Raw genomic sequence first — 26,548 nt, forward strand, 5'->3', positions numbered from 1 at the left:
TAAAACGAATTATTGGAATCCCCTCACTTCTTCGGCGGCTTCTTCAAAAACACATACGGCATATTATCCAGAAAGCCCGGTGCGTGTATGGTAAGTGTTTTCACGGTACCATCGGCATTGAGTTCAAACTCGGAAGGGGAAATGCCCCAGATGGGCGAGTTGAACGTGCAGAGCATTTTTCCGTTGCCCATGTACTCGAGGGTGCCGCTCATTTGCGGGTGGTGCTGGAAACGCACAATGAGTTTGCCGTCTTTGTCCATGTCAATAGCCATGCGGCCGTACACAGGATGCCCGTAAAGGCCAATAAATGCAGAAAGCGCCACAGGCGGCTGGCCGGCGTTTTTCACCTCCTCGCGCCATTTGGCAAGGTCGGCATCGGCCTCGGCTTCGTCCTGCTTTGTATAGGGCAGCAGGCGCTGGCTGTAGTTTTTGTAGGGCTGGCCGCAAAACGCATCAATAAGCTGGTAGCGCAGGGCGGTAAACAGGCTGTTGTTGTCGGTGTTGGTGAGGATTACAAAGCCCACGTTTTCTTCGGGAATAAAGCATACTGTGGTAAGGAAGCCGCCCGCGCCGCCATCGTGCCAGATAATTTTGCGGCCGTGTATATCGGCCATAAACCAGCCTAAGCCGTATGCCTGAAAGTGCATACTCGGAAACAGCGACGAGGTGCGCGGAATAATGGTTTGCGGGGTGTAGGTTTTACGCAGTGCGGCGTAGGGCACCACTTCCTTACCACCAAAGCGGCCGCTGTCTAAGTGCATCTGAATCCAGTGCGCAAGATCGCTCACGCACGAGTTTATGCTGCCGGCGGGCCCCAGGTTGTCCACATTGTCGTAGGCGGGCAGCATGTATTGTTTGCCCTGCCAGCGTGTGTAGGGGCGGCAGGCGTTGGTATCATTCACAATGGCTTTGTGCGTGGTGCTGCTGCGTGTCATGCCCAGCGGCTTAAACAGGCGTTCGGTCACAAAATCGTCCCAGCTTTTTCCGCTGGCCGCCTGCACGGCCTGTCCGGCGGCGAGGTAAGCCGCATTGCAGTAACCGAATGCCGAGCGGAAGGCAATTTGCGGCTGGTGCTTGGCCATGAGGCCGATAATTTGTTCGCGGCTCAGGTCGGAGTCCCAGTGCACAAAATCGCCCTGAAAGGTTTGCAGCCCTATGCGGTGGCAGAGCAAATCGCGCAGGGTTACGGCCTTGTTGGCCAGCGGATCGTTAAGCTGAAAGCCCGGCAGCCAGCGCCGCACGGTATCGTCGAGCGAGAGTTTTTTCTCGTGGTCGAGCATGGCCACGGCGGTGCCGGTAAAGGCTTTGCTGCACGAGGCAATCTGGAAGAGTGTTTTGTCGTTTACGCGCCCCGGCTTGCCCACTTCGCGCACGCCGTAGCCTTCAGACACGACTACCTTGCCATCTTTCACTACGGCAATTGCGAGACCGGGCACATTCCACGCGGCCATTTCGCGGGTAATGTAGCGGTTGAGGCTGTCGGTAACAAAGGCGGGGAGTTTTTGGGCATGAAGGGAGGGGGCGGCAAGCAGCAGCCATGCGAGTATGCGGAAGCGGAATTTGCTCATGCAGCGAAGGTATTGTGGGGGCGGGTGATTTGCAAGCGGGGATTTACTGAGCGGTTTTTTGGGTGTGTGGTTGGGGGGGTATTGGGATGTGTGGATATAAACTTTGCGTAATGTGCGGATATTGGATAGTTTTTGGGTTAGTTTGTATGTAATCAGCAGGTTAGGGTTGTTTTTATTGGGTTTTTTGTGGTGGTTGAGTTGCGTATATTTGGGAGTTAGTAGCCATTATGACAGACATTAAGACCATACAAGTAATTGACAGCTGGGACTTAACCTCTATTGGAATGATTGCAGAATTGAAACATCATCTAAATGGGCTTCAGGGTGGTTTAATAATCAAGTCTCAATCGACAGGTGACGAGTGGAAAATTAAGCATCGAATTTTATTTAGCCACACTTATGGTAAACAAAAAACGTTTACTAATGAAGCGACTACTCATTCTTTTCTGAGTTTTGACAGTATCGAAAAGCAAATTGTTTCTGCAAAAAATATCCTTGACAAAGAAGAAGACAATATTTTTCAATATCAAGTGCAACCCATCGGACACAAATCAAAGCCGGTAAAAGGCGACAAACTTGTAGAACTGGTTATGCATAAGTTTGCATGCCCTTGCTGCGGCTACAAGACGTTTAGCCATAATCCTGACGGTTCATACGACATTTGTACAGCGTGCTTCTGGGAGGACGATCCAATACAACTTGCCGACCCAGACTATGAGGGCGGAGCAAACAGGGTTTCTCTTAGACAAGCGCAGAAGAATTTTCAAAAATTTGGAGCATGCGAAAAGCACATGGTGAAAAATGTTCAGACACCTAGTAAATACGAAGCAAGAGACGAAAATTGGAAGTGGCTGGAATAAATAACGGCTACTAACACGGGTTTTGCGTTAGTGGGCGGACTGTGCGAATAGAAACATTTGAGCAATTAATAAACTTTGGTGCTGGCAGACAGTTTTCGGTTTCAAAAGCCCACCAACGCCAAGCCCCGAAACCGTTGGCGGCTATTTTACAGACAACCAACAAGACTCATAACAATGGAAACAATTTTAGTTATAAACGGAGAAACATACTGGCAGGACTTTTTACCCGACTTTAAAGTTGAACAGAAGAAAATTCAGTCAACAGAATGGTTGCTTAAAGACAGTCAACTTTATGCAATTGACCAAAATGGTGTTTGTAAACCGGACAAAATTTTGTGGAGGGTTGGCGCAATTCGACCAAATACTAAACACAGAACAGCACTAGATATTATTCAACTATCAGGAATTCATTGTGTAAATTCCGCAAAGGTTTTAACAAAAGGCTTCGACAGACTTACAATGCTAAATGTATTAAAAGACTGCGGTCTTCCAGTAATTCCATTTAATGTAGCAACAACTTCAACACAACTAAAAAATATTGAAATTCGATTTCCATTTGTTGTAAAAGCAGGAAACTACCACGGCGGTTATGGAAAAGTTCTTGTTGAAAATGAAGAAAAATGGCAAGACATTAAAGACTTGCTTTTTATTTCAGAAGACTATATCACAATTGAACCTTTTATCAACTATGATAAAGATATTCGTTATTTAGCGGTTGGCGACAAGATTTGGGCAATGGCAAGAAAAGGTAAATTTTGGAAAGCTAATGTTCAGACAACAGACTTTATACTTATTGACCAAGAAGAAACATTAATAGAACAAACAAAAAAACTAAAAAATTTTTTGAAAGCGGATATTGTTGCAATTGACATTTTAGAAGATAAAGACGGCAATAAGTATTTTGTAGAATACAATGATATACCAGGGCTTTCGGGATTTCCAGACGAAGTGAAAATAGAACTTGCCAACTGCCTGAAAAACAAAAACAGCACGCATCAAGTATCTGTCCAGCCGTATTAAACAAGGCTGTTGTACAACACACAAGGGCATTCCCGAAAACAGCAAGAACGGTTGCCGCCATCGCACAAAACCAGTACAAACCATAAATACAGTTAAAACAGCTATCTTTCCGGCTGCATAATACGCGATGCACAGGTAGCATTGCACATGCACAACAACACACAACACGAATTGAAACTATGACAAGAATCCTGTCGCTGCTGTTTTTCTGCTCCGGCATTTCAGCCATCATTTACCAGATTGTCTGGCAACGGGTGCTGTTTGCCTCGTTCGGAACCGATATTGAATCCATCACCATCATCGTATCGGTGTTTATGCTGGGCCTGGGGCTGGGTTCGCTCATTGGCGGGGCCATGTCGAATGCTTCGGAGAAAAAGCTCATTAACTACTTTATTTTCTTCGAAACCTCCATCGGGCTTTTCGGGCTCATCAGTATTCCGCTTATCGAATACATCAGCCAGCTTACACTGAATTTATCGGGCGACTGGTGGTTGCCGTTTATTGTGTTTGCGATACTGGTGATTCCCACGTTTGCGATGGGCGCTACGCTGCCCGTGCTGGTAACCTATTTGTTTAAGCAAACCAAGTCGGTGGGCAATTCGGTTACGCGGTTGTATTACATCAACACGCTGGGCTCTGCATTCGGGTGTTTGATTACGGTGGGTATTCTGTTTGTGATCGGCACGCGCCAATCGACCATTTACATGGCGGCGTTTTTGAATTTTTTCATTGCGTTGCTCACGTTCATTTACTCACGTAAAAAACCGGCCACCGCATGAATCTCCGTCTCGCATTAATCATATCGCTGATTGCCGGTTTTGTGAGCATCAGTATGGAAATAGTGTGGTTTACCATACTTGGCTACATGTTTAAAGGCCACGCCTTTACGTTTGGTGCAGTACTCTCGCTGGTGCTGTTTGGTATTGCCTTTGGTGCCAAATACGGCTACCGCGCGGTAAACAAGCCGGGGGCCAATGTATTGCAGCTTATTTCAAAGTATTTGCTGGTGGGCGGCTTGTTTAATTTTCTCGGCTTTCCGGTTATTGCGTGGCTTATGACGTTTAGCAGTGTGTTTGCGGCGTTGCTGGCAATAAACGTGGTGGTGGTGGCCGGTTTGCTCGGATGCGTTTTTCCGCTGCTTTGCCACATTGCCGTGTCGTCGAAAGAGCAGAGTGTGGGCCGGCAAACGTCGCAACTGTATGCGGCAAACATTATTGGCGCCACCACGGGGCCGCTGCTTACGGGCTATGTGTTGTACAACTATTTCACGCCCGAACAAATTATTGCCGGCTTGTGCGTGGTGCTCTTGCTCCTGTCGGTTATTCTGCGGTTTTACGGAGCCGGCACCAAGCCCAAAGCCGCCAATTTGGCCGTTTATGCAATGCTCCTTGCCGGCGTGGTGCTGGGCCAGAAATTCCTTTACACGCACTTTCTCGAGCATATTCAGTATCAGTCGATATTTGATGAGAGCAAGGTGTACAAACACATCCTGCACAACCGCAGCGGCATTCTGGCGGTGGATCAGCAGGACCGTATGTTTGGCAGTGGTGCTTACGACGGCGCGTTTAATACCGATCCGGCCGAATACAACATTAACACCGTGGATCGTATGTACATGGTGGCCGCCATGCACCGCCAGCCGGAGCGTGTGCTGGTAATCGGGCTCAGCACCGGATCGTGGGCAAAAGTGCTGGCCAATTACGGACATGTGAAGGAAATGACCATTATTGAAATCAATCCCGGCTACCTCGATATTATTGCCAAATACCCCGAAATAGCCACGCTGCTCACCGACAAGCGCGTGAAGATTGTGATTGACGATGGCCGCCGCTGGCTCAAACGCAACCCGAACGAAAAGTTCGATATGATTGTGATGAACACCACGTACCACTGGCGGCAAAACAGCACCAACCTGCTTTCGGTTGAGTTTTTGCGCATGGCCAAAAACAACCTGAAGGAAAACGGGCTGATGTACTGGAACACCACCAAATCGCAGGATGTGGTGTACACGGCTGCGCATGTGTTTTCGCACGTAACCACCTACGGCACATTGGTAGCGGCAAGCGACAGTCCGTTTAACCTTTCGGAAGAAGAAAAGCGGGCCAACTTTCTTAAGTTCACCCGTTTTGGCGAGGTGCTGTTTACACAGGAAAACTACGTAAACCGATGCAACCAGCTTGTGCAGATGCCGCTCCCCGAACTGCACGACTCAATTCTGAAGCAGGATTTATGGCTCATAACCGATGATAATATGGCGGCGGAGTATAAAGCCGATATCTGGGCGATAATGAAGGATATTAAGCCGGTTGGGGCGGAGAAGAAGTAGGGGGGAGCGAATGGATATGCCGCCCGCACCAGCACAGAGCAAAATGCACAATACCCGTGTAGCAGCCACGCCAGCCAGATGAAGATTGAGAACACTGAGCGGTTTGAAGGCGTGACAGATGGAAATGCTGCCATTGGTTTCAGGCCCGTGCTGGTGTGGGAATAGCGCCCGCCGCCGGCCAACGATAATTTAATGGTGTATTGCCTCAACCAAAACGGCTTTGCTTTTTGCGGGTGGTTTTGGCTGACGTTTTTTTGTGTAGTGAGTTGGGGAATAGGGGTGAAATGCACAAGTGCGCATTTTGTGTATCTATTGAATGGATATACTAGATACGTATTATGCGCAGAATGGGTAGTTTGGGCGTAGTTTGCTGAAGCACAGTGTTATGTGTTGTTGTTGGCCGTTGATTTTTTATTGGGGTTGATTGCGTATATTTAGGAGTTATGGGCAAGGCTAAAAGACAGACACTGTGAAAGCAAAAGTATTCTCACATAGACAACTTATCGGAACGACTGAATTGCAAGTCGGTGACGAAAGTATGGGCGGAATATTCGGAGAATTTACCCCGACAGAAATATACTTTGACAAAATACAGAAATATGTTTGGGAATTTTGGCAGACCAATAAGCCAGACTATCAAAAGTGGTATTCTTTGCGACTAAATGTTCAATTAGAAAATGGAGTTTTTCTCTTTCCTCAAGGTGGATATACAATTGACGACATAATAGAATTACCTAACGAACCTAAACGTATTGACATAGCAGGAGTGGACAGTAAAATTCTACAAGACTTTTTACAAACTAATCCACCTAGACCATTTATTGAAGAACCTTGGAACGAATTGCAAATTGAACAGAAAATTGCTTTTGAAGACGAACTAAAAAAGGAATTAGGAATTGGTGATAAATCAATTTTCGACTTTTTAAAAGCATCTAAAAGACACATTCTTTATGAAAGTGAATTTTCTGCTTTCTGTCACGACCAAAGAAATGACGATGTTCTATTTGAAATTAGGAAACCTGAATTTGAAAAGCAATTTGCATTAGTTCATTTAACTTGGACAAGTAAAAAAGAAAAAGAAGATTATCCTAACACGACTTTTTATCAAGACTTTGATGAATTTAAATATTCAAGAATGTATGCCGATAAAGCTGAATGGGAAAACTAAAATAACGACTGAAACAAGAAGCCCAGCCCATAACATCGGTTTGGCAATATGGCGGCTGAAGTGCTTCTATGAAACATTTGTGCAAGGTTCAACAGTAGTAATTCTATTGAACTTTTGTGCTAAAAGTCCGCCACTACGCCAAGCCGAAAAACGTTAACTGCAATATCTCCTCGTGATAAAAAATAAGGTGTGGTTCTGTGGATTAATAATGATGTGCACAATTGTAGCGTGTGATCCTGTTTACGATATTTCTCTCGTGAATCAGTCTAAAGATACTGCTACAGTGCGTGCAATAGCAACAATACAATTTGGTCATCCTTCCTATCCTGACACATTCCCTTTTGTTTATGACTCCGTGGGCTACAGGGAAGTTCGATTCTTACTTGCTCCGGGAGCCGAAATGTTTTGTGGCCAAGCAATTGCAGAAATCGACAACGATTTACCATTTGAGAAAATTAGCATTCACTGTGGTTCCGATTCACTGATCGCTAATACAAAGGAAGAAGTAAAACAACTTTTCGATAAGAATGTTTTCGGATCACTGTCCACACCTTATAAGATCACCATTAAGTAAATACAGCTGTTAACAGCGCATTGGCTCCACGCGCTTTTCACGTACATTTATTCCAAGGAAAAGCGCGCGGCGCCAATCAGCAAAACGTTAGCGGTAATGGCAAGACGACACCAATTAGAAAAAAATGACCTTGACTGACCAATATAAAAATAATAGACCTTTGTTGAACTCAATTTTGACAGGGTTGTTTTACTTTCTTTTTTGTTGGTCACTTGACTTTGGAGACGGAACAAAAGGTTTGTTTATGACTTTAATGTTATTTCTACCTGGGCTGACATTTCCACTTACAACATGTTATTATAAGACTTCAGATCAATCTTACTCGGACATTCGGAGAGTAAGCCATTTGTTACTTTCAGTTGCAATTTATCACGGAAGTGTTTGGTTATTTTCTGGCGAAGGGCGAATAAAGTATATCACGGTATTAGCTGGACTTGTAGGCTCTTTAGCATTCCTCCTTGTGACAAAATACATATTGAAAAAGAATATTTCACTAATTCAAATTCTGTTGGCATCAATTTTAAGTGCACTTGCTTTCTTGCAATACGAATTAAATGGACGACAAGGTTTGTTTATGGGAATATCCGTTTTTCTTTGGACGATAATAAATGGACTAACTTTAAACATTGAGTATAGAAAAGCCACATACCGCTAACACGGGTTTTGCGTCAGGCGGGCTGACGTGCAAACTTGAAGCTTTGTGCTTCTATTAAACTTTAGATATAAATTGAAACTTTGTGCTCCGAAACCCGCCCGAACGCAAAGCCCGAAAACGTTATGTGTAACCATATGAAACCACAGCGACACCGAATAAATGACAAAAGTAACGACATACTTCTAGACAAAGAATTAAGAACTGGTGGTTTTTATGAACTTGCTATTCAAGTTTGTAATAGTTCAGACAACGAACCTATAAGACTTTATACTGACTTTATTTGGACTCTAAAAAACGTTGACGGACCGTTTGACGTAAATAATAATTCAATCCCAATCGACATTGTAAATATTCAACATATAGGAATATTGCACCTTGATAATTATGCAATTCCTTTTATGACTTATAATATAAGAGAAGACGAACCGATAGAAACTGGCTTTAATTGGTTTGACATTTGTTTTTACACAGCTGCAATAGAAAAGGTGTTTGGTTCTGAATACCAGACTTGGACTGAAAATCCAAAAGTTCCAGTTGAATTGAAAAAGTTCTTTTTATCAACACTGAAACAGCTATATAAAATTTACCCATTTCAACTAGCAATTGTTGACTTTGAAGTTTCAGGACAATATTACTTGGACAATTTGAAAACTCCTTTAATAAACGGTTGGACTCCTTCAAGTTTCTATGTTGGACAAGACAACTATGAGCATATTTCAAAAGACAACAGAAAATTTGTAACTAAAATTGAGGACATCACCAATGAATAAAGAATGGCGAACGCATAACAGCACCTACAAGAAATTGGCGGTTCAGTGATTAAATGAAGCTTTGTGCTTCGTATCAAGTTCAGTGGTGGCAGACAGTTTTGTGCTTCGAAATCGCCAACTTCTTGTAGCTGCAAACCGTTGTTAGCAGTAATGGTAACGCAGACTCAAAAAGACTAAACACTATCCGAACTTTAAATTCCAAGAAACAGAAAAATGACAACTGAAATAAAAATAAAACAATTTAAAAAAGGGACTGAAATCCTTCGAGCAGGAGAGGTATCTAAATATTGCTTTAAAGTGCTAAAAGGTTGTTTGAAAAGTTTTACAATTGACAAATCAGGCAAAGAAAATATCATACAATTTGCACCTGAAGAATGGTGGATTTCTGACTTGGATAGTTTTATAAATGAAAAACCTTCTGAACTTTATATTTCAGCACTTGAAGACACTGAGGTTTCCTATATTAATAAAGTTGATTACGAAAATTTCAAAAACTTGTCAAGTGCTGAATTATTTGAAGAAGTTAAAATTCTCACAAAAAATATTGTTTGGCAAAACAAACGGTTAATTCTTCTTTTAGGTTCTACGGGCGAGGAAAGGTATATAAACTTCATACAAACTTATCCCAAGTTGTATGAAAGACTCCCGCTAAAAATGATTGCTTCTTACATTGGTGTAACACCTGAACATTTGAGTAGTATCCGAAAACAACTTTCTAGTAAATAATTCTATTTCTTAAGATACCTTAAGTGTCATTCATTCTCTTGATTTTAATTTTGTATTTCAAATTTAAAATCAAAAAAATGAAACGATTTTTTATTACTTCAGTCATTGCTTTGACAATAATGTCTTGCAACAACAACAAAACAGAAAATATGGACACTAAAAAAGAAATCAGAAGTGCTGATTTAACAACCGAAAATCCCTTTTTTGGGAAAACCATTGTACACACATGGACAGAAGGTGCTTTTGCAGGTGGCACTTATCAGAACTCATATCGCAGTGACAGTACAGCTACTCTTCGTGGAACGGCTGGTGCAGAGAAAGGTATGATAATGGAGCAAAAAAACATTGCCTACAATTCACTTGGAAATGGTCTCTGGTTAGTATCTTTTCTTGAAGAAACTGGTTATACCGTATGTTTTGTATTTGATTTTCCGAATAAAAAAATAATTGGCTCTGTAGGTAAGCCAGCCAATGAATTTTACAATTTAATTGGTACGATTGACAGTGTAAACTAATCAACGTATAAAAAAGTGCCGTTTCTAGAGAAAAGTTAATGGTTATGGACAGAAATGATTTTCTTCAAAAATCAATTTTAGCATTTATGTCAATAAATACATTAAGCAGTTTAAAAGCTTTTACAGATACGCTTCCCATACAAGGGAAGCGTATGCCTGTATTGTTTACTTCGCATGGCGACCCAATGGATATTCCGCTTTCAAGACAGGAACGAGCATTTTGGAACGCACTATTTGAATTGGGAAAAGACTTGCAAAAAAACTTTGAAGTAAAAGCGGCATTAGTTGTTTCAGCCCATTGGTGTACGAGAGGAACGTTTGTAAACATATCGCCTGAACAAAAACAGATTTATGATTATTACGGCTTTCCTGAAAGTCATTACAAGGTATATTACCACGCCAAAGGTTCGCCTCAAATCGCAGACGAAGTAAATAAAATCATTCCATCTGTCAGTAAAACTACAGATTGGGGTTTGGACCACGGAGCGTGGCCTATGTTGATGCATTTGTTCCCCAATGCTGATGTTCCTGTTTTCCAGATGAGCATTGATTATTATGCAAAGCCTGAATATCATTACGAATTAGGGAAACAACTAAAATCTTTGCGAGAAAAAGGGGTGTTAATTATAGGCAGTGGTTCGCTCATTCATAATTTACAACTTGGAGCTCAGAAAATGCGTGCTAACGACATGACTCCTTTCGGTTGGGAAGCAGAGTATGACGTTTGGATAAAGAAACAAATTGACGAACGAAATTTCATTAACATCATCAATTACGAAAATAGTCACCAGTTAGGCAAACTAGCAGCTCCAACACCTGACCATTTTGTGCCTGTTCTGTACAGCTTGGGAATGTCAGACAATAAGGATAATATTCGTTTTTTTTACGAAGCAGCACCAACAATTCCGGCATTCAGTGAACGCAGTTTTATTATCAGTTAACACTTTGTAGAAACATACCGATTTGTAATTTGAAAAACCTAATACAAAATCAGTGTTAAGACGAGAACCACTACCGCTGACAAGGGTTTGCCCAAAATGGGGCTGAAGTGCTTCATTCAACATTTGTGCTTGTAATAAGCATTTTTGCTAAATTGAAACTTCGTGCTTCTAATTCCCCACCTTCGCAAAGCCGCAAAACGTTAGCAGAAATTTAAAAAAGAATGAAACAAGCAATACTGATAACAGCCTACAAAGAGATTGACTCTCTTCTTGACTTAATAAATCTGTTAGGGAGCGACTTCAATTTTTACATCCATATAGACAAGAAAAGCAAAATTGATTTTTCTATTTTATATAAAATTAAAAACGTTTTTGTCAGCAATTCATATAAAGTGAATTGGGGTGGATTAAATCACTTGAAAGCAATTCTGCTTCTATCCGTTGAATCCTTGAAAAATGAAGACAATTCTTTTTTTCATTTAATAACAGGAGAAGATTTTCCTTCCAAATCAACTGATAGTTTCTTAAGTTTAGATACTTCAAAAAATTATCTTGAATATTTTGAAATGCCTGCAGCCTGTTGGGCTGGGAATGGTGGTCTGGACAGAATTAACTACTTTCAACTATATGATGTATTTGATGCTAAAAAGAATAAACAGAAAGCATATATAAATAAAATAGTAAGCCTACAAAAAAAGCTCAATTTAAAGAGATCATATTCTGACAAATTTCCTGAAAAACTATATGGAGGGTCAACATATTGGAGTCTCAATAGGGACGCATTAAATTATGTTGTTAATTATTCTAATAAAGAATTATTAAAAAGATTAAAATTTACTTTTTGTGCAGAGGAAATTTATTTTCAAACAATACTTCTGAATTCACCTTTTGCGAATACTATTGTTAGTAACAATTTAAGATATATTGACTGGTCATCGGGAAGAGGTGGTTATCCTGCATATTTAGATGAAAGCGACTTCGATAGAATTATCTCATCTGACAACTATTTTGCAAGGAAAGTGAAGAGTGATTCTAAATTAAAACGGCTGCTAACAGCCGTTTACCACAATGGGGGCTGACGTGGTTAAATCAAGTGCAGTGCTTCTATCAACATTTGTGCTTGGTTGACAGTGAAGTGCTCCGAAATCTCCCGCCTTCAGCAAGCTGCAAACTGTTAGCGGTCATTGTAAACCGACAGCCTGAACAAATGAATTAACTATGCTAAACAATTTTTCTCATTGTTACTGATAGACAGAAAAAGTAGATACATTTACTACCATAGAAAGGCAAATTAGCAATAAGATGACTTTTTCTTTATGACATTCAACGATTTTAAAACAGAGCTAAAAAATTGGAAATTTACCAAATACAAGGCAATCAATTTTGCCATTGGAATTTCAGCGTTACTTATTTATGAGTTTGTTGGACGACCGATTTATCGACCATATATCTACAATAATAAAATAAATGACTTTCATATTGCTGACACTTTAGGTAATACATTTGGGACATTGCCGACAATATTTTTCTTAGTTGCAATTTTATCCAATAACACGACAAAAGGAAACTACTTAATAAAACTTGGAACGTTCAGTGTTGTTGTTTTTGAACTTGTGCACCCTTTGCTTGGAAAACCAATAGATATTTGGGACATTATTGCTACTATTTTGGCTGGACTTGTAAGCTATTTAATTTATAATGGAATATTTAAAGACAAATTAAATGAGCAGAAAACAAGCAACCGCTAACTCGTATTGGCAATAGCGGGGCCGATACATATAAACTCAACATTTGTAATTCTATCGGGCATTTGTGCTAATGTTGGGCTGTTGTTTTTCAAATGCCCCGCCATCGCCAATAACTTGCCGTTAGCGGTAATTATAGGCGACACTAAAACACGAATATTTAATTTTAAAATCAAAAATAGATATGCCATCAAAAGGACAAATTTTAATCAATCCAAACACTGGAGACATTTATGAATTTTTAGAAACAGCCAAAGACACCAATGGAGAAAGAGTTGTCATGAAAATGACACTTAAATCAAAAGGAGAACAGGTGCCTAATCATTTCCACGCATTACAAGACGAACATTTTGAAGTTGTTTCAGGTAAGCTGACAATCTTACTTGACGGCAAGAAACATGTTTTGACACAGGGAGAAAAAATGACGCTTCCGAAAAACAAACCCCATAATCATTACAATAATGACGATGAACCTGTAGTTTTAATTCAAACGATCACTCCTGCCCTAGACTTTGACTACTTATTAGAAAATATTATAGGGCTTACCATTGATGGAAAAATGCCAAATGGAAAAGCAGGCTTAATTCAGGAATTAGTCACGTTAAAATACTTGGACAGCAAAAGCTACCTTGCCAATATTCCACAAGGACTACAAAAATTCCTAATGAATATTGTAGGGCCAATTGGACGTTTATTTGGCTATAGAGCAATTTACAAGAAATATTCAGACATTGAAAAATAACTACCGCTAACACGGGTTTGGCAAAAGAGGCGGCTCATTGCTCCGCAGGCACTTTTGTGGTTAATCAAAGTTCGGTTCTCCGCATAAACATTTGTTCAAAAAGTCGCCACCTTCGCCAAGCGCCAAAACGTTATGCCTCACCCTAAAAGACGACATGACAGACATTAAGCGAACATAAAAAGACACAGAAAAAATGGAAAGTTTTGATCGCAAAAAACATTGGGAAAATATCTATCAGACAAAAGAGCTGAAAGACGTCAGTTGGTTTCAACCGACCCCAGAAACTTCATTGGACTTGTTTAAACAGTTCAACATGTTGACATCTGCAAAAGTAATTGACATAGGCGGAGGTGACAGTTTTTTAGTTGACCATTTGCTCGACTTAGGTTATCAAAACATTTCAGTTCTCGACATTTCGGCGGCAGCTATTGACAGAGCAAAACAACGACTTGGAGACAAAGCAAAAAATGTAAAATGGATAGTTGCAGATGCAGCGACTTTTAAACCTACGGAGAAATATGACTTTTGGCACGACCGGGCCGCATTTCACTTTCTGACAGACGAGCACGAAATTTCAAATTACTTGGAAACTGCAAGACAGAATATTAATCCGACAGGGATTTTGGTAATTGGGACATTTTCGGAACAAGGACCGAAAAAGTGTAGTGGAATAGAAATCAAACAATATTCTGAAAAAACAATGACTGAACGACTGAAGAACTTCTTCGAAAAAATTAAGTGCATAACGGTTGACCACAAGACTCCGTTCGACACCATTCAGAACTTTGTTTTTTGCAGTTTTAAAAAACTACAAACGTCTTGACACGACACGAAAAAACAGAAGGGCGAAGGCATAACACGGGTTTTGCGGCGGGCGGGGTGATTCCAAGACAAACCGGGGCAAACTTGTATCTAGCCAATCTTCATCACAAAAAACCAGACTCTCAATCACCATAAATTCCCTACATTAACAAGGCAAAACCCGACAAAACAGCATCCAATGAGCATAAAATCTGTTTTACTCCTCATTGCCCTCGTGTTTCCGTCGTTCTATCACGGCACACACGCCTTGTTTGGCCAAACGGTCTGGACAAAAGACGCAACGAATCCCGTACTCCGCCGCGATACGGTATATGCAAACCTGCCCAACGACATATTTGCAATAAGCGATGGCTGGGTACTGAAAGAAGGCGCTACCTACAAAATGTGGTACACCTGCGGAGGAATTAATTATCCGGCCGATACATTACTAAGGGCAAGGCAGTGTTATGCCACATCGGTTGACGGCGTTAACTGGACGAAATATTCAGGAAACCCGGTGCTTGATGTGTCTTATACCGGCGGGTGGGATTCGCTGGGTGTGGAAACGCCGGCGGTAATTATTGACAGTGCGGCGCCGGCAGCTGAACGTTATAAAATGTGGTATGCCGGGCATTACTTTAATTCGTACAGGTATGATATCGGCTATGCCTATTCGCCTGATGGAATAAGCTGGACGAGGCATCCGAATCCGGTGCTGCAGGTGGGGCTGACTGCTGAATGGGACAATGGCTTCCTGGAAGGGCCCAGTGTGATAAAGGAAGGTGGCATTTACAAAATGTGGTACTGCGGCTATGATGCCATTGGCGACGGAAGCGGAACCGATGGAAAAGCCAATATCGGTTACGCCACATCGCCCGACGGAATTAACTGGACAAAATACAGCAGCAACCCGATTTTTACCACGGGCATCAATACCTGGGACAGCATTTACGTGCAGGATCCGCATGTAATGAAGCAGGGCAGTTTGTATTACATGTGGTATGGCGGCGGGGCAGATCCGTCTTTTGGCCAGCAGGTTGGTTTTGCCACCTCGCCCGATGGAATTAACTGGACAAAATCAACCGCCAACCCGGTGCTTACAAGCGGAAATGCCGGTGAGTGGGATGCAAACACGGCCTCGTTTCCGTCGGTATTAAACGACGGCGGAATCTATAAAATGTGGTACACCGGGAAAGATGTGGATCCGCTTCCGGCCAATTCGTTAAACTACTATTGGGAAATTGGCTATGCCACTGCACCCATAACGGGCATAAGTGAACTAAGCAATAGCGGCACTGGTTTTATCACGCTATCTCCGAACCCCTTCACCACAACCACCACAATTGCCGCATCGAAAAATTTGCAAGGCGCTACGTTAACGGTGTATAATGTATTCGGGCAGAAAGTAATGGAAATGCAAAATGTTTCGGGAAACTCGTTTACACTTTCCCGCGACAATCTTACCAGCGGGCAATATTTTGTGTGGTTGATGGATGGCGACGGGGATTTGGCGGTGGCCAAAATGGTAATTGCTGACTGATAGGTTTTGTTGCCGGTTGGTTAAAGCGCAGAGCTGGATAGTAGCAGTGATTGATACTGTTGCTAGATTAACAGGCCGAATACATGCGAGTGTTTGTTGAGATATACCGAAAACCCGCGAGATAACGGTAGTTCGGCATTTATTGGCGATAATTAAAAAATCCGGAAGTGTAATTTTGAGATGAGTTCCAGCTGAAAAGTCAACAAACACAAAATGGCAATAAGCCACAAACGAGATAAAACAACAACATGGTAAAACTACTTTGTATTGTATTTCTGACAATTCCATTTTTAAGTTTCGCTCAAAAAAGCAATTCCGAATTAGAATTAGAAATCAAGGCACTAAAAGATAAGTCAGCAATAGAAAATTATTGGACAAAGATTCATGAAGACGATCAATCTGTTAGAGGCAAGGTGTCTGAAAAACAAAAGGTAACAGACCGGCAAAACATTAAAAAAGTGATACTCATGATTAAATATCATGGCTATCCAACAGGTTTTTGTTATGCCTGTAGTTCCAATAATTCAGGCAGTAAAAACAACTTTACGCCAAACATTGTAATAACCCATAATACCGTAAATGAGGTTAATGAATACATTTTCCCAATTTTAAAAAAGGCTTTTGATGAAGGAGTAGCAAATGAATTTTGGTACATACACAACCTAAGGGGAATGGTGAGAGCAAGATATGGCCGTGATTTTTACGAAAAAACACACGACAATATCCCTAAGTTTATCGAGAAACTGGAACCATTCATTAATGACTCTATTTCTTATGATTTAACTGTTGTTGACTCGTTGTTTAATAGTCATGACATTAACTTAAGGCTAATTATAACGGCCGAAAAAATATTCAGTAAGAAAGAAGGTCGAATCAGACATACTATTTATAAAACAAAGGAAGGTAAACTATACTGGCAAAAAGTCTATCCGGACGGCTCGTTTAATTTCCCGATTCAAATTTATTTTGACAGAAAAATCAATGCGTTGAAATACGTTTTGTTGGATGACGTAATTAGTAATGATGTTTTAGTAAAAAACAGTAAGCTAATTAGCGCGAAAAGCCCATAAATACGGCTTGCCAGCAAAGTATATCTGAAAGTAACCGCAGAAGTGCCAAATTGAAGAATTACGCTCCTTATTCTCAACAACAACACCCGATAAGGCTACTCCGAATAATAAAACCTCCCCAGCCGGTCCACATACCCGCTCTTGGGCACAGTCGCATCGGCGGCGGTGGCGGTGTTGTGTATTACAAAAGCCAGATCGAACAAAAAAGGCTCGGCGCGCACAAATACGTAGGGAATTACGGCTGTGCCGCTGCTGTCCACAAAACCAAAATACTTTTCGCCGAAGGCTAAGGCGCGGTTGCCCGAAAACTCGCTGAGGCGGCAGTAGGTGCATTCGGGCAAATTGTCCACAGCCACCAGCTTATCGAACTGGCTCATGTCTATTTTGCGGAAAGGCTCAAGTGTATCGCCGGTGTAACTGAGCGTGCCGGCCGAACTGTCGGTGGCCACTACGGCTACCATGTTGTAGTCGATCACCAGCAAATCGAAGTAGTTTGGCTTGAGCACAAATGTGCCGTCGAAACTTACCAGTGCTTTACGCGTGCCGTTGTACACAAGCAGCTCAACCGTGCCGAACGCGGCCTGACCGGGCTTGCCGTTGTACACCTGCACGTAGTTGCCCTTGCGGTCTATTTGCTTGAGCGTATCGTTCTCCACAATCAGCGCCTTGCCGTTTACAAAAGGAAATGCGCGCGTAAACTGCGGCTGAATGCGGATGTTGAAAAGCGAATCGACATAGCCCCAGCGGCCGGCGCTGTTAAACGGAATGAGTTCGGGCACCTGCGCAAGCGTGGCAAGCGGCAGCAGTATATACAGCAAAAGCAGCAGGCGGCGCATCATTGCGGCAACAGATAAGTATCAATCAGTTCGCGCACACAGGCATCGCCGCCTTTGCGGCTGAGCACCACGTGCACCATTTCCTTTACAGCGGCGGTGGCATCGGCCGGACAGGCACTGAAGCCCACGGCGCGGATAATATCTTCGTCGTTCAGGTCGTCGCCAATGAAGCATACCTGCGCGGGTGTAATGCCCAGTTCGCTGCACCAGCGGCTCAGCGTGTCGAGCTTGGGTACCTGCGATACTTCGATGAGCGAAATGTGCAGGCGCATGGCGCGGCTTTCAATCAGCTTCGTGTTGAAACCGTGACTGATGATGCCCGTTTTCACGCCGCGTTTGCCCAGCGCACGCACCGCAAAACCGTCTTTCGCATTAAACTTTTTAAACTCGTCGCCGCTTTCGGTATAATACATCCCGCCATCGGTCATTACCCCGTCAATATCCATCACCAGCAGCTTAATATCGCGGTTGCGGAGGTTTTCTTTTTCCTCCAGCAATTCGCCCAGCAGCAGGTTAGGCGTGATGTGGAAATGCGCCGCAACAGCAGCCAGCTGATCGGGCAGCGGGTGGCTGAGATCACGAATACCAAGCTGTTGCGCAAGATCAGCCGCAGCCACATTGTGGCGGTGCAGCAAATAGTTGAGGTTGGCGGCGTAGCGGCTCATGCAGCTTAGATGATTTGACGGCCAATAGCCGCAGCCACCGCTTTAAGCGAGCCGGTAAGCGCGCGGAACTCGTCGTGGTTGAGTTGCTGCGAAGCATCGCTCTTCGCTTCTTTCGGTGTGGGATGCACCTCAATCAGCAGGCCGTCAACACCCATTGCCGTGCAGGCGCGGGCCAGATCGGGCACAGCGTAGGCGTAGCCAATGGCGTGGCTCGGATCAAGAATTACAGGCAGGTTTGAATACTCTTTCATCCACGCCGCCCCGCAAAGATCGAGCGTAAAGCGTGTTTTGGTTTCGAACGTGCGTATGCCGCGCTCGCAAAGCATTACGTTGGGGTTGCCGCCGGCCAGAATAAATTCGGCACACTGCACAAACTCCTGCAACGTAGTACCGAAGCCGCGTTTGAGCAGCACCGGCTTGGTGGTTTTGCCGCAACGCTTCAGAATACCGTGGTCATACATCGACTTGGCACCGATCTGAATAATATCGCTGTATTCGATAATGTCTTCAATGTGCGTGGCGTCGCGCACTTCGGTAATGATGTTGAGGTTGTACTTCTCGCGCATTTTGGCCAGCAGTTTCAAGCCTTCGAGGCCGAGACCCTGAAACGTGTAGGGCGAGGTGCGGGGCTTGAATGCCCCGGCGCGGAGCGTGGAAATATTCAGCTCTTTCATAAGCTGTGCGCTCTGCTCAATCTGCGCTTCCGACTCTACCGAGCAGGGGCCGCCAATAAGCAGTGTGTTGCCGGTGTTGCCGCCAATGGTTACGTTGCCAATCTGCACCGTGCGCGTTTCCTTCTGCCAGGCGCGGCTGCTCAGCTGCATATCGTCGGCGAGCACGGTAAAGCGGTCGGTTTCGTTTTCAAACTGCGGGTCGAGCGTTTTCACCGAGGAGGAGGTGATAAGCACGTAGCGCCCGAGGTAATGAATGCAGAAAGCCTTTAACTGCTGTGCCATTTCCTGTGCACGGGCTTCCTGAACGGATGATTTGAGTTCGATAATCATAGTACGTTAGGCCTCGCCTTTTACGAGGTTGAAGAAGGTGAGTGCGCCGGTTACTTTGCCTTGTGCATTGGTAACAGGAAGATAACTCACCGGGAATTGTTTTGATTTGATAAGCCGCAGCAGTTCCACCACCGAAGCCTCTTCGCTCACAAACACCGGGTTGCGGTTCATGAGTTCGCTGTCGCTGAGCTGGTGCAGGTTGTGTACGTTGCGCAGAATGGCTTTGCGCACATCGGCGTTGCTCACAATGCCTTCGAGTATGCCATCGGCAGTGGTGCAGATGGTAAAGCCCATCTGCCAGTCTTCAATAGTTTGCAGCAACTGCTGAAAGCTGCGGCTGCCGGGCGGCGAAAGCGGAATTTCGTCGGTATTGAGCATGAAATCCTTCACCAGAAAGTGCGATTCATGCTCAAGTGTTTTGAGCGAAAGCAGCGCCATGCCCACACTCGGCCCTTTAAACAAAAACGAGCCCGACACCGAGGCATACACGCCCATGTTGCGCAGAATGAACGATACTTCGCCGTTCACACCACCATCCACATGAATGCGCTTGGCCGGATGGCGGCGACGGAACGCGCGTATTTTGCGGAAAATATCTTTGTTGAAGGCCCCGCCGCTTTTGCCCGGAATGGTGGCCATCATCAGAATAAAATCGTAATCGTCTTTCACCGCATCAAACACCTCAATTTCACTTGCGGCCGTAATGGCCAGCCCAAAGCGGGTGTGTGAAGCATGCGGCGGTTTTATGCCGCGCAGCGAGGCCGGAATATGCAGCGGCCCCGGCAGGTTTTCATGCTGAAAGGTGACAAACTCCACCGGCGTGGCTTCTAGCAGCGGGAAGTACTTTTCCGGCTCGGAGGTGATGATGTGCAGATCAACCGGCGTGGATGAAATTTCGCGGATGCGGCGTATATCGTCAAACACGCGCACCTCGTCGTTGCAGTCCACATGGAAAAGTTCAATGCGGTGTGCATCGAGTGTGCGGATCACCTCGTCGAGCGGATCTTGTGTGGAATAAATGGAGGCAGAAATTTTCATACAGCCGGGTGGCAGAATACCGGTGCAAAAGTACGGAGTTTTCGGGGAGGGAATGAAAAAGCGGCACATCGTGAATGGTGATGTGCCGCTTTGCGAAAAATCAGTCGCGTTTGCTGAGGTCGATGCCGCCGGTGTTTCCGGGCGGGGGCGGGGGAGGCGGAGTGTTTTGGGGGTTGGCGGGGGGAGCCCAGTTTTGCTGCGGTTGCGCCGGAGGCTGGTTCCAGTTTTGCTGCTGCGGATTTTGCCACGCGTTGGGGTTTTGCTGCGGCTGGTTCCAGTTCTGTTGCGGCTGCCCCCAGTTCTGGCCGTACTGCGCATCAATGTGTGCAAACTGTTCCCACGGGCCGCTGCGCTCGAGTTCGCTTTTTATTTCGGCCAGTTTAACCCAGTAAATAATGCGCATAACCAAACTGGCAAGTGCGCCCAGCGCACCAATAACCGGAATAATACCACTGAAGCTAAGTATGCACGACCAGAGGCCAAGCTGATAAAGCGGGCGGTCTTCTTTCAGTTGCAGTCCGCGACGGCGGTATTCGGCAGCTACAGAATCGGCAATGTGTGATACAAACAGAAACTGCCACACCAGATTAAACAGCGGAATAAGCAACAGCCAGCCGCCGCCTGGGCTCATGCGCCGGTTGTGCGGAGCAATAAGTTTCATGGTGCGCGATACGGTGAGTGCGAAGAAAATAAAAGGAATAAGGGCAACAGCTATCGCCACAAGGAATATCACAATCATCAAGGCGGCTTCGCCGCCCCGGAACTGAAGCATAATTTCAGGGGTAAACATATTTATCTTTATTTGTGTGAATAGAATGGATTTATTTCGAGTGATGAAGATAGCAATTATAGAAAGCCACGTGAACGATATGTCAATTAATGATTGCCCGGGGGCATAAACCGGGAGTAATCGTCAGTAGCTGTGGGGGGCGGGGTTTGTGGTGGTTGTGGCCACGGGTTGTTTGGCAGCTGATTTTGGCCGGTGTACTGATTTCCATAACTGCCTGCTGCCGCCTGGCTTTGTGTAGTTCCCGGTGGTGACCACAGGTTGTGTGTGTGGCCGGGATGGCTGTAATGGTGCGGGTTTACGGAGCCAAACTGCGAGAAATGCCCGCTCCGGATAAGCTGGTTTTTATACCCGGCAATCTGCACCCAATATACGACCACCAATACCAGATAAACGAGGGCAATGCCGATACCAAGCCAGTAAAGCAGGGGCACATGCGCCAGCTTGCCAAAGTTTCGCAGCAGGCCTCCGCAGCCGGCAATGCTCATGGCAAGGCCAACACCGTAGCCGGGGCGTGCTTCATTTACGGGCATACGGCGTCGCGCAAACTCGCCCGCCAGCGAATCGGCAATGCGGCTAACCACAATAAAATACCAGACTACCCCAAACAGCGGAATAAGCGTGAGCCACACCTGTCCCGGGGGCATTTTCCGGGTTTCGGGGCTGCATTGCTTTAAGGCATTGCCAAGATTGAGCAGAAAAAACACGGCGAAAGCCACCGCTCCGCCAATTACAATCAGTATAAAAAAGAGCAGGCCCCAGTCGGGCGTTACAAGTTCCATTTTGGGTGAATGTATTTGGGCTAATATTATTTTACCTCAACCTGCACTTCCGGTGTTGTTGAAGCAGCGTCAGCATCTTCACCGTCATCCGAAATACCGGTGAGGGTTAATGTCTTCTTGATTTCGGCAAGTTTTATCCAGTAAATTATATAGAGCACCAGACTTACAGCGGCTGCGAGTTTTGAGATAACGGGAATGAGTACGGCGAAGGCCACAGCACCGGCCATTAAGCCGGTTAAATAAAGCGGACGATCTTCTTTCAACTCCAGTGAACGGCTGCGGTATTCGGCCGCCAGCGAATCGGCAAGGTGGCCGAATAAAATAAACTGCCAGGCCAGATTATAAACAGGAATTAACAGCATGAAGCCGCCTTCTGGCTTCACTTTCCGGTTTTCGGGAGCAATGAGCAGTATTGTTTTTTTAATTGTGATTGCAAACAGATACACCGGTAATACACATGCAGCCGTAGCTGCTAAAACGCCCGAAAGCGCAAGCAGTACTTCGCCTGCAGTGTTTGCCCATAAAACCATAAATAAAGGGCTTATCATACTCCTTTCAGATTATTTGTTAATTACTCCCCGGCGGCATCCAGCGCGAAAGATCATTCGGGTCGGTGGGCGGCGGCGGAGGAGGTGGCGGTGTATTTTGCGCGGGCGGCTGCCACGGATTTTCCTGCGGTGGCGGTGTGTGTTGAGACGGTGGCGGCCACGGATTTGCGGGCGGCGGAGGCGGTGCAGTCCAGCCGGGCTGAGCAGGCGGCGGCCACGGATTGCCGCCGGGCGGAGGTTGGCTCCAGCCGGGCTGTTGCGGCGGGGCCGGCGGATAATGCGGGTTCTGCCACTGCTGCCCCATGCCCTGCCGCTGCCAGTCGTGTTGCGTGGTGCCTTGCTGCGGATTCCACTGCGGACCCGGCCAGGCTTGCTGATAATAAGGGTTTGCAGCGGCGGCATACTGCTGCCAGTGGCCCGATTGCTTGAGCTGCTTTTCAAATCCGGCCAGCTTTACCCAATACACAATCCAGCACGCAAGCAGCGCCAGCAAAAACACACCCGTTACCGCCTGAGCGCCCGAAAGCGAAATCAGCCGGTAAAGCACACTGGCCGAAGCCATTGCCATACCCAAAGCAAAGCCCGGACGCTCATCAAACTCCAGAATGCCACGCCGCTGCTGCTCAGCCCGCAGCGAATCGCCGATGCGGGTAATCAAAATAAAACTCCATACCAAACGAAACACCGGTATCAGCAGCAGCCAGGCTGTTTCGGGTTCAGCTTTGCGCAAATCGGGCGAGATGAGCCGCAATACACGCTGCACCTGAAGGATGTAGAAAATGTAGGGCAGCACAAATATCAGGGCATAACCTGTTAACACGCCCAGCAAATAGGGCACCCCGCGGTCGTCGGTAAACGTATCAAGTGTGAGCATGAGTGAAAAGCAGAAAGCAGCAGGTTATTTTTTTTCAGGCGGCATCCAGCGCGACAAATCATCGGGCGGCTGTGGCGGCTGATAGTTGGTGTAATTGTCGCTGGCGGGCGGCGGCCAGTTGTTTTGCGGCGGAGCCGGCCATTGCGGTGGTTGCTGTTGCGGCCATGCCGGTGGTGGCGGAGCGCCCCAGGGCGAAGGTTGCTGATACTGTTGTTGCGGCCACGCGGGCGGCGGCGGCGGCGGCATCGCTACATCGGGAGCCTCATCAAGCCGTTCACGAAACGCATTCAGTCGTTCAGAGTGGCGGTACATGGCCCCGCCAAGCACAATTGCACTTACAAAACTCACAAACGGAATGGCCGTGGTGAAAAAAGCCTGAAACTGATACAAACAGGCAATCACCACTGTCATGGTACCAATTTCAAAACCCGGCCGCGCTTCGTCGCTGTCCCACCCGCGCCGGCGGTATTCGCGCGCAAGTGATTCTGAAACCTGCGTGTTCACAATAAATCCCCACACCAGGCCAAACACAGGAATAAGTGTAAGCCAAACCTGCCCCGGCTGCCCCGTGCGTACCTGCCGGTGTACCTTGCCCAGCGCAGTGGCAATATTGTTCAGCCACCACACCGTAACACCAATTACCAGCGATGCTTCCAGCAAACGCATCAGAAAATACATCCATACAGGAAGGCCTTCGCTTGTAATTACTATGCCTTGAACAAACATGCGTGCAGGGTTAACGAAAACAAAAACAGTTACCGGATCAGCTCCGGACATGCGAATTTACAAACGACACGCAAAAGCAGCATCACCGCCCAATAAAAAAAGCCGCCGCACGTTTACTACCTTCGCAAAAGTTATGGCTCAACCCATTATTATTTATACCGACGGCGCATCGCGCGGAAATCCCGGCCCGGGCGGCTACGGCGCCATTCTCATGGCCGGCGATAAACGTAAGGAGCTCTCGCAGGGCTATCGCCTCACCACAAACAACCGCATGGAACTGCTCAGCGTAATTGTGGCGCTCGAAGCACTCAAAATACCCAACAGCCAGGTCACCATTTTTTCCGATTCGAAATATGTGGTGGACAGTGTGGAGAAAAAATGGGTGTTTGGCTGGCAGAAAAAAGGATTCGACGGCAAGAAAAACGCCGATCTCTGGGCCCGCTTCCTGCGCATTTATCCCAAGCATAAAATCGCTTTCCGCTGGGTAAAAGGCCATGCCGATAATCCCTACAACGAACGCTGCGACGAACTCGCCGTGCAGGCTGCTCTGGGCGGTGATCTGCTGATTGACAGCGGCTATGAAAATGATCCGGAGGTGAAAAACACCCTGCGTTTTTAAACGAACTAATTTTCAAACAAAACCCCGCCACAGAAGCTGTTCCGTGGCGGGGTTTTTATTTCCAGACGAAGAAATTTACTTTCCTCCGGCATTAATATAGCGGCGCATTTCGGCCTTTTCGCTGTCAAACTGCAAATCATCCACCACCTGATAGTAATCTTTCTGGTTGGTGCATTTTTTATACAGCATCTTGTACACCTTCATGCGCTCCTCGCCAAACGAAAACTCCATTCCAAGCGCGCGTATTTGTGTCACACTAAAGCAACGGTCTTTTGAAAGCATTTCAATGAGCGGCATTTTCTCCGAGGCAAAACGTTTATCCTGTACGTCTTTGAGCAACTTTTTAAACTCGGCATCCGTCACAAGGCAGGCCGCGGGCGGGGGCGTGAGGTAAGCCACAGCGTAGTTTGTCCAGTTTGTCTGCAGCTGTGTGGTTGAAAATAGCACAATGCCCGAAGTGTAGTGCTCCTGATCATACACCACCGGGAAAGTGGTGGTGAGTACGCGCATTTTGTAATCGTCGCTGCGGAAGAGCGAGGCCAGTTTCATGGCTTGTGCAAACGTAAGGCAGTTGCGGCTGGAGACATCCTGCACAGCTACATACTTTGCCTCGTCGGTAGGCTGTGTAAATACATTTTGTGCAGCAGTCATAAAAGAGGCGTCAGCCATTGCCGGGCCCGCACAGCCTTTTTTGCCGGTGTAGCGCACCGTATCGGGGTAGGCATAGTTGGGAAACGAAACCTGCGGCGGGGCAGGCGTGGTGACTACGGGCACAGAATAGTTTTCTACGAAATTGTATAAACGCAATGCGTTTGAAAATGAGCCGAAAGCATCATACACATCGTAAAAGTTGGCCGGGTCTGTGGTGCGCGGATATGCCGTTTTGCAAAAATCCAGTCGCATCGAATCGGCCGTAAAAAGCATGGCAATGGTTTTAACCTGCGCCGAAGAAAGGCATTTGTCGCCCACAAACCGGTTGGCGCGGATAAGCTTGTTCTGATCGCCCTGTGTAACGGCAATGGCGTTGAATCCGTTTTGAAATACAGATGCACTTACCGGCGTGGTACAGTTTTGTGCAAAGCCCGTTTTGGCTAATCCAACAACAAGCAGAAGGAGAGTAAAGAGGTTTTTCATAGTAACGGGATAATCAAAAGTGTTGCCAAAATGAAGCGAAAGACGCTTATCAGCTAATTGCATTAAGCCCAACGACTTTGGTGAACGAACTTACGCTTGTAGCACAAACGTAATTTAAAAACACGTTCACAGTGTATGAACCAGTGCTGGTGCAGGCTGTTAATAGGCATTTTTGTGCATTAGAGCAAAAAACACAGAAAACCGCTTGTGAATTTCAAAAACTTCGTATTTTTGCATCCCATCAATCACAAACGGGGGATTAGCTCAGCTGGCTAGAGCGCTTGCATGGCATGCAAGAGGTCATCGGTTCGACTCCGATATTCTCCACCAAACGGCTCCGGTATTCCGGAGTCGTTTTTGTTTTATGACCTATTATTGCTATATCATTTATTCTCGTCACCTTGACCGGTTCTACGTTGGCCATACGGAAGATCTCACAATTCGTGTTGATCAGCACAAATCAGGAGCATCCAAATATACCAGCAAGGCCACCGATTGGGAGTTGGTCTATAAA

At 45.6% G+C, this 26,548-nt stretch carries 29 protein-coding genes and 1 tRNA gene; 19 read left to right on the forward strand and 11 right to left on the reverse strand.

Annotated elements, in window-relative coordinates; all coding sequences use genetic code 11:
- Nucleotides 1-23 precede the first annotated feature (23 nt).
- Nucleotides 24-1,568 carry a serine hydrolase gene (locus tag IM638_03580; GenBank protein ID MCA6362090.1) on the reverse strand — a complete coding sequence of 515 codons (1,545 nt, stop codon included), beginning with the start codon at nucleotides 1,566-1,568 and terminating at the stop codon, nucleotides 24-26.
- 590 nt (nucleotides 1,569-2,158) lie between these two features.
- Here IM638_03580 and IM638_03585 point away from each other — a divergent pair.
- The 16 genes from IM638_03585 (at nucleotide 2,159) to IM638_03660 (ending at nucleotide 17,021) form a co-directional block, all read left to right on the forward strand.
- Nucleotides 2,159-2,428, forward strand: coding sequence for a hypothetical protein (locus IM638_03585; protein ID MCA6362091.1), 270 nt, complete (start codon nucleotides 2,159-2,161; stop codon nucleotides 2,426-2,428).
- A gap of 174 nt (nucleotides 2,429-2,602) precedes the next feature.
- A complete protein-coding gene (locus IM638_03590) occupies nucleotides 2,603-3,448 on the forward strand; it encodes an ATP-grasp domain-containing protein (GenBank protein MCA6362092.1) in 846 nt (281 codons plus the stop codon).
- A 179-nt stretch (nucleotides 3,449-3,627) separates the two neighbouring features.
- Nucleotides 3,628-4,227: a hypothetical protein gene (locus IM638_03595; GenBank protein ID MCA6362093.1), complete on the forward strand. Its 600-nt coding sequence runs from the start codon at nucleotides 3,628-3,630 to the stop codon at nucleotides 4,225-4,227.
- Nucleotides 4,224-5,774, forward strand: coding sequence for a fused MFS/spermidine synthase (locus IM638_03600; GenBank protein ID MCA6362094.1), 1,551 nt, complete (start codon nucleotides 4,224-4,226; stop codon nucleotides 5,772-5,774). The genes IM638_03595 and IM638_03600 overlap by 4 nt, the downstream gene beginning before the upstream one ends.
- Before the next feature lie 469 nt (nucleotides 5,775-6,243).
- Nucleotides 6,244-6,942 carry a hypothetical protein gene (locus IM638_03605; protein MCA6362095.1) on the forward strand — a complete coding sequence of 233 codons (699 nt, stop codon included), beginning with the start codon at nucleotides 6,244-6,246 and terminating at the stop codon, nucleotides 6,940-6,942.
- A 256-nt stretch (nucleotides 6,943-7,198) separates the two neighbouring features.
- Nucleotides 7,199-7,516, forward strand: coding sequence for a hypothetical protein (locus IM638_03610; protein MCA6362096.1), 318 nt, complete (start codon nucleotides 7,199-7,201; stop codon nucleotides 7,514-7,516).
- 789 nt (nucleotides 7,517-8,305) lie between these two features.
- Nucleotides 8,306-8,941, forward strand: a complete 636-nt coding sequence (locus IM638_03615; GenBank protein ID MCA6362097.1) for a hypothetical protein — start codon at nucleotides 8,306-8,308, stop codon at nucleotides 8,939-8,941.
- A 213-nt stretch (nucleotides 8,942-9,154) separates the two neighbouring features.
- Nucleotides 9,155-9,667 (forward strand): Crp/Fnr family transcriptional regulator, encoded by a 513-nt coding sequence (locus tag IM638_03620; protein MCA6362098.1) that lies wholly within the window; start codon nucleotides 9,155-9,157, stop codon nucleotides 9,665-9,667.
- 77 nt (nucleotides 9,668-9,744) lie between these two features.
- Complete coding sequence (locus IM638_03625) at nucleotides 9,745-10,182, forward strand: hypothetical protein (protein MCA6362099.1); 438 nt, start codon at nucleotides 9,745-9,747, stop codon at nucleotides 10,180-10,182.
- 44 nt (nucleotides 10,183-10,226) lie between these two features.
- Nucleotides 10,227-11,123 carry a dioxygenase gene (locus tag IM638_03630; protein ID MCA6362100.1) on the forward strand — a complete coding sequence of 299 codons (897 nt, stop codon included), beginning with the start codon at nucleotides 10,227-10,229 and terminating at the stop codon, nucleotides 11,121-11,123.
- 221 nt (nucleotides 11,124-11,344) lie between these two features.
- Complete coding sequence (locus IM638_03635; protein ID MCA6362101.1) at nucleotides 11,345-12,202, forward strand: hypothetical protein; 858 nt, start codon at nucleotides 11,345-11,347, stop codon at nucleotides 12,200-12,202.
- Nucleotides 12,203-12,439: 237 nt separating this feature from the next.
- Nucleotides 12,440-12,871, forward strand: coding sequence for a hypothetical protein (locus tag IM638_03640; GenBank protein ID MCA6362102.1), 432 nt, complete (start codon nucleotides 12,440-12,442; stop codon nucleotides 12,869-12,871).
- A 181-nt stretch (nucleotides 12,872-13,052) separates the two neighbouring features.
- Nucleotides 13,053-13,610, forward strand: coding sequence for a cupin domain-containing protein (locus tag IM638_03645; GenBank protein MCA6362103.1), 558 nt, complete (start codon nucleotides 13,053-13,055; stop codon nucleotides 13,608-13,610).
- A gap of 193 nt (nucleotides 13,611-13,803) precedes the next feature.
- Nucleotides 13,804-14,433: a class I SAM-dependent methyltransferase gene (locus tag IM638_03650; protein ID MCA6362104.1), complete on the forward strand. Its 630-nt coding sequence runs from the start codon at nucleotides 13,804-13,806 to the stop codon at nucleotides 14,431-14,433.
- 177 nt (nucleotides 14,434-14,610) lie between these two features.
- Entirely contained in the window at nucleotides 14,611-15,951 is a 1,341-nt protein-coding gene (locus IM638_03655) for a T9SS type A sorting domain-containing protein (GenBank protein MCA6362105.1), read from the forward strand.
- A gap of 248 nt (nucleotides 15,952-16,199) precedes the next feature.
- Nucleotides 16,200-17,021, forward strand: coding sequence for a hypothetical protein (locus IM638_03660; protein ID MCA6362106.1), 822 nt, complete (start codon nucleotides 16,200-16,202; stop codon nucleotides 17,019-17,021).
- A gap of 95 nt (nucleotides 17,022-17,116) precedes the next feature.
- Here IM638_03660 and IM638_03665 read toward each other — a convergent pair whose 3' ends face one another.
- The 9 genes from IM638_03665 to IM638_03705 form a co-directional block, all read right to left on the reverse strand.
- Entirely contained in the window at nucleotides 17,117-17,860 is a 744-nt protein-coding gene (locus IM638_03665) for a WG repeat-containing protein (protein MCA6362107.1), read from the reverse strand.
- Nucleotides 17,857-18,522, reverse strand: coding sequence for an HAD hydrolase family protein (locus IM638_03670; GenBank protein ID MCA6362108.1), 666 nt, complete (start codon nucleotides 18,520-18,522; stop codon nucleotides 17,857-17,859). The genes IM638_03665 and IM638_03670 overlap by 4 nt, the downstream gene beginning before the upstream one ends.
- Nucleotides 18,523-18,527: 5 nt before the next feature.
- Entirely contained in the window at nucleotides 18,528-19,526 is a 999-nt protein-coding gene (gene aroF / locus IM638_03675; protein MCA6362109.1) for a 3-deoxy-7-phosphoheptulonate synthase, read from the reverse strand.
- Between the two features lie 6 nt (nucleotides 19,527-19,532).
- A complete protein-coding gene (locus tag IM638_03680) occupies nucleotides 19,533-20,564 on the reverse strand; it encodes a CBS domain-containing protein (GenBank protein ID MCA6362110.1) in 1,032 nt (343 codons plus the stop codon).
- Between the two features lie 100 nt (nucleotides 20,565-20,664).
- Nucleotides 20,665-21,336, reverse strand: a complete 672-nt coding sequence (locus IM638_03685) for a hypothetical protein (protein MCA6362111.1) — start codon at nucleotides 21,334-21,336, stop codon at nucleotides 20,665-20,667.
- Between the two features lie 104 nt (nucleotides 21,337-21,440).
- On the reverse strand, nucleotides 21,441-22,133 hold the full coding sequence (locus IM638_03690; protein MCA6362112.1) for a hypothetical protein: 693 nt from the start codon (nucleotides 22,131-22,133) through the stop codon (nucleotides 21,441-21,443).
- A 26-nt stretch (nucleotides 22,134-22,159) separates the two neighbouring features.
- Entirely contained in the window at nucleotides 22,160-22,681 is a 522-nt protein-coding gene (locus IM638_03695) for a hypothetical protein (GenBank protein MCA6362113.1), read from the reverse strand.
- A 19-nt stretch (nucleotides 22,682-22,700) separates the two neighbouring features.
- Nucleotides 22,701-23,555, reverse strand: coding sequence for a hypothetical protein (locus tag IM638_03700; GenBank protein ID MCA6362114.1), 855 nt, complete (start codon nucleotides 23,553-23,555; stop codon nucleotides 22,701-22,703).
- Between the two features lie 24 nt (nucleotides 23,556-23,579).
- Nucleotides 23,580-24,281 (reverse strand): hypothetical protein, encoded by a 702-nt coding sequence (locus tag IM638_03705; protein ID MCA6362115.1) that lies wholly within the window; start codon nucleotides 24,279-24,281, stop codon nucleotides 23,580-23,582.
- Nucleotides 24,282-24,414: 133 nt separating this feature from the next.
- Between IM638_03705 and rnhA the strand changes: the two genes are divergently transcribed.
- Complete coding sequence (gene rnhA / locus IM638_03710; protein MCA6362116.1) at nucleotides 24,415-24,900, forward strand: ribonuclease HI; 486 nt, start codon at nucleotides 24,415-24,417, stop codon at nucleotides 24,898-24,900.
- A gap of 75 nt (nucleotides 24,901-24,975) precedes the next feature.
- Here rnhA and IM638_03715 read toward each other — a convergent pair whose 3' ends face one another.
- Nucleotides 24,976-26,034: a DUF4476 domain-containing protein gene (locus IM638_03715; GenBank protein MCA6362117.1), complete on the reverse strand. Its 1,059-nt coding sequence runs from the start codon at nucleotides 26,032-26,034 to the stop codon at nucleotides 24,976-24,978.
- Between the two features lie 253 nt (nucleotides 26,035-26,287).
- On the opposite strand from IM638_03715, the gene IM638_03720 reads away from it, so the two are divergent.
- Together IM638_03720 and IM638_03725 are read left to right on the forward strand one after the other, a co-directional pair.
- Nucleotides 26,288-26,364, forward strand: a tRNA-Ala gene (locus IM638_03720).
- Nucleotides 26,365-26,398: 34 nt separating this feature from the next.
- Nucleotides 26,399-26,548, forward strand: a 150-nt coding sequence (locus IM638_03725; protein MCA6362118.1) for a GIY-YIG nuclease family protein, incomplete at its 3' end; no start/stop codon positions are given.

Source organism: Bacteroidota bacterium, from assembly GCA_020402865.1.
Taxonomy (GTDB): domain Bacteria; phylum Bacteroidota; class Bacteroidia; order Palsa-965; family Palsa-965.

What these genes read in the sequence shown, in the direction of transcription:
- IM638_03580 (MCA6362090.1), bottom strand. Translation starts at nt 1,568, where the DNA reads ATGAGCAAATTCCGCTTCCGCATACTCGCATGGCTGCTGCTTGCCGCC.
- IM638_03585 (MCA6362091.1), top strand. Translation starts at nt 2,159, where the DNA reads ATGCATAAGTTTGCATGCCCTTGCTGCGGCTACAAGACGTTTAGCCAT.
- IM638_03590 (MCA6362092.1), top strand. Translation starts at nt 2,603, where the DNA reads ATGGAAACAATTTTAGTTATAAACGGAGAAACATACTGGCAGGACTTT.
- IM638_03595 (MCA6362093.1), top strand. Translation starts at nt 3,628, where the DNA reads ATGACAAGAATCCTGTCGCTGCTGTTTTTCTGCTCCGGCATTTCAGCC.
- IM638_03600 (MCA6362094.1), top strand. Translation starts at nt 4,224, where the DNA reads ATGAATCTCCGTCTCGCATTAATCATATCGCTGATTGCCGGTTTTGTG.
- IM638_03615 (MCA6362097.1), top strand. Translation starts at nt 8,306, where the DNA reads ATGAAACCACAGCGACACCGAATAAATGACAAAAGTAACGACATACTT.
- IM638_03620 (MCA6362098.1), top strand. Translation starts at nt 9,155, where the DNA reads ATGACAACTGAAATAAAAATAAAACAATTTAAAAAAGGGACTGAAATC.
- IM638_03625 (MCA6362099.1), top strand. Translation starts at nt 9,745, where the DNA reads ATGAAACGATTTTTTATTACTTCAGTCATTGCTTTGACAATAATGTCT.
- IM638_03630 (MCA6362100.1), top strand. Translation starts at nt 10,227, where the DNA reads ATGGACAGAAATGATTTTCTTCAAAAATCAATTTTAGCATTTATGTCA.
- IM638_03635 (MCA6362101.1), top strand. Translation starts at nt 11,345, where the DNA reads ATGAAACAAGCAATACTGATAACAGCCTACAAAGAGATTGACTCTCTT.
- IM638_03640 (MCA6362102.1), top strand. Translation starts at nt 12,440, where the DNA reads ATGACATTCAACGATTTTAAAACAGAGCTAAAAAATTGGAAATTTACC.
- IM638_03645 (MCA6362103.1), top strand. Translation starts at nt 13,053, where the DNA reads ATGCCATCAAAAGGACAAATTTTAATCAATCCAAACACTGGAGACATT.
- IM638_03650 (MCA6362104.1), top strand. Translation starts at nt 13,804, where the DNA reads ATGGAAAGTTTTGATCGCAAAAAACATTGGGAAAATATCTATCAGACA.
- IM638_03655 (MCA6362105.1), top strand. Translation starts at nt 14,611, where the DNA reads ATGAGCATAAAATCTGTTTTACTCCTCATTGCCCTCGTGTTTCCGTCG.
- IM638_03660 (MCA6362106.1), top strand. Translation starts at nt 16,200, where the DNA reads ATGGTAAAACTACTTTGTATTGTATTTCTGACAATTCCATTTTTAAGT.
- IM638_03665 (MCA6362107.1), bottom strand. Translation starts at nt 17,860, where the DNA reads ATGATGCGCCGCCTGCTGCTTTTGCTGTATATACTGCTGCCGCTTGCC.
- IM638_03670 (MCA6362108.1), bottom strand. Translation starts at nt 18,522, where the DNA reads ATGAGCCGCTACGCCGCCAACCTCAACTATTTGCTGCACCGCCACAAT.
- aroF (MCA6362109.1), bottom strand. Translation starts at nt 19,526, where the DNA reads ATGATTATCGAACTCAAATCATCCGTTCAGGAAGCCCGTGCACAGGAA.
- IM638_03680 (MCA6362110.1), bottom strand. Translation starts at nt 20,564, where the DNA reads ATGAAAATTTCTGCCTCCATTTATTCCACACAAGATCCGCTCGACGAG.
- IM638_03685 (MCA6362111.1), bottom strand. Translation starts at nt 21,336, where the DNA reads ATGCTTCAGTTCCGGGGCGGCGAAGCCGCCTTGATGATTGTGATATTC.
- IM638_03690 (MCA6362112.1), bottom strand. Translation starts at nt 22,133, where the DNA reads ATGGAACTTGTAACGCCCGACTGGGGCCTGCTCTTTTTTATACTGATT.
- IM638_03695 (MCA6362113.1), bottom strand. Translation starts at nt 22,681, where the DNA reads ATGATAAGCCCTTTATTTATGGTTTTATGGGCAAACACTGCAGGCGAA.
- IM638_03700 (MCA6362114.1), bottom strand. Translation starts at nt 23,555, where the DNA reads ATGCTCACACTTGATACGTTTACCGACGACCGCGGGGTGCCCTATTTG.
- IM638_03705 (MCA6362115.1), bottom strand. Translation starts at nt 24,281, where the DNA reads ATGTTTGTTCAAGGCATAGTAATTACAAGCGAAGGCCTTCCTGTATGG.
- rnhA (MCA6362116.1), top strand. Translation starts at nt 24,415, where the DNA reads ATGGCTCAACCCATTATTATTTATACCGACGGCGCATCGCGCGGAAAT.
- IM638_03715 (MCA6362117.1), bottom strand. Translation starts at nt 26,034, where the DNA reads ATGAAAAACCTCTTTACTCTCCTTCTGCTTGTTGTTGGATTAGCCAAA.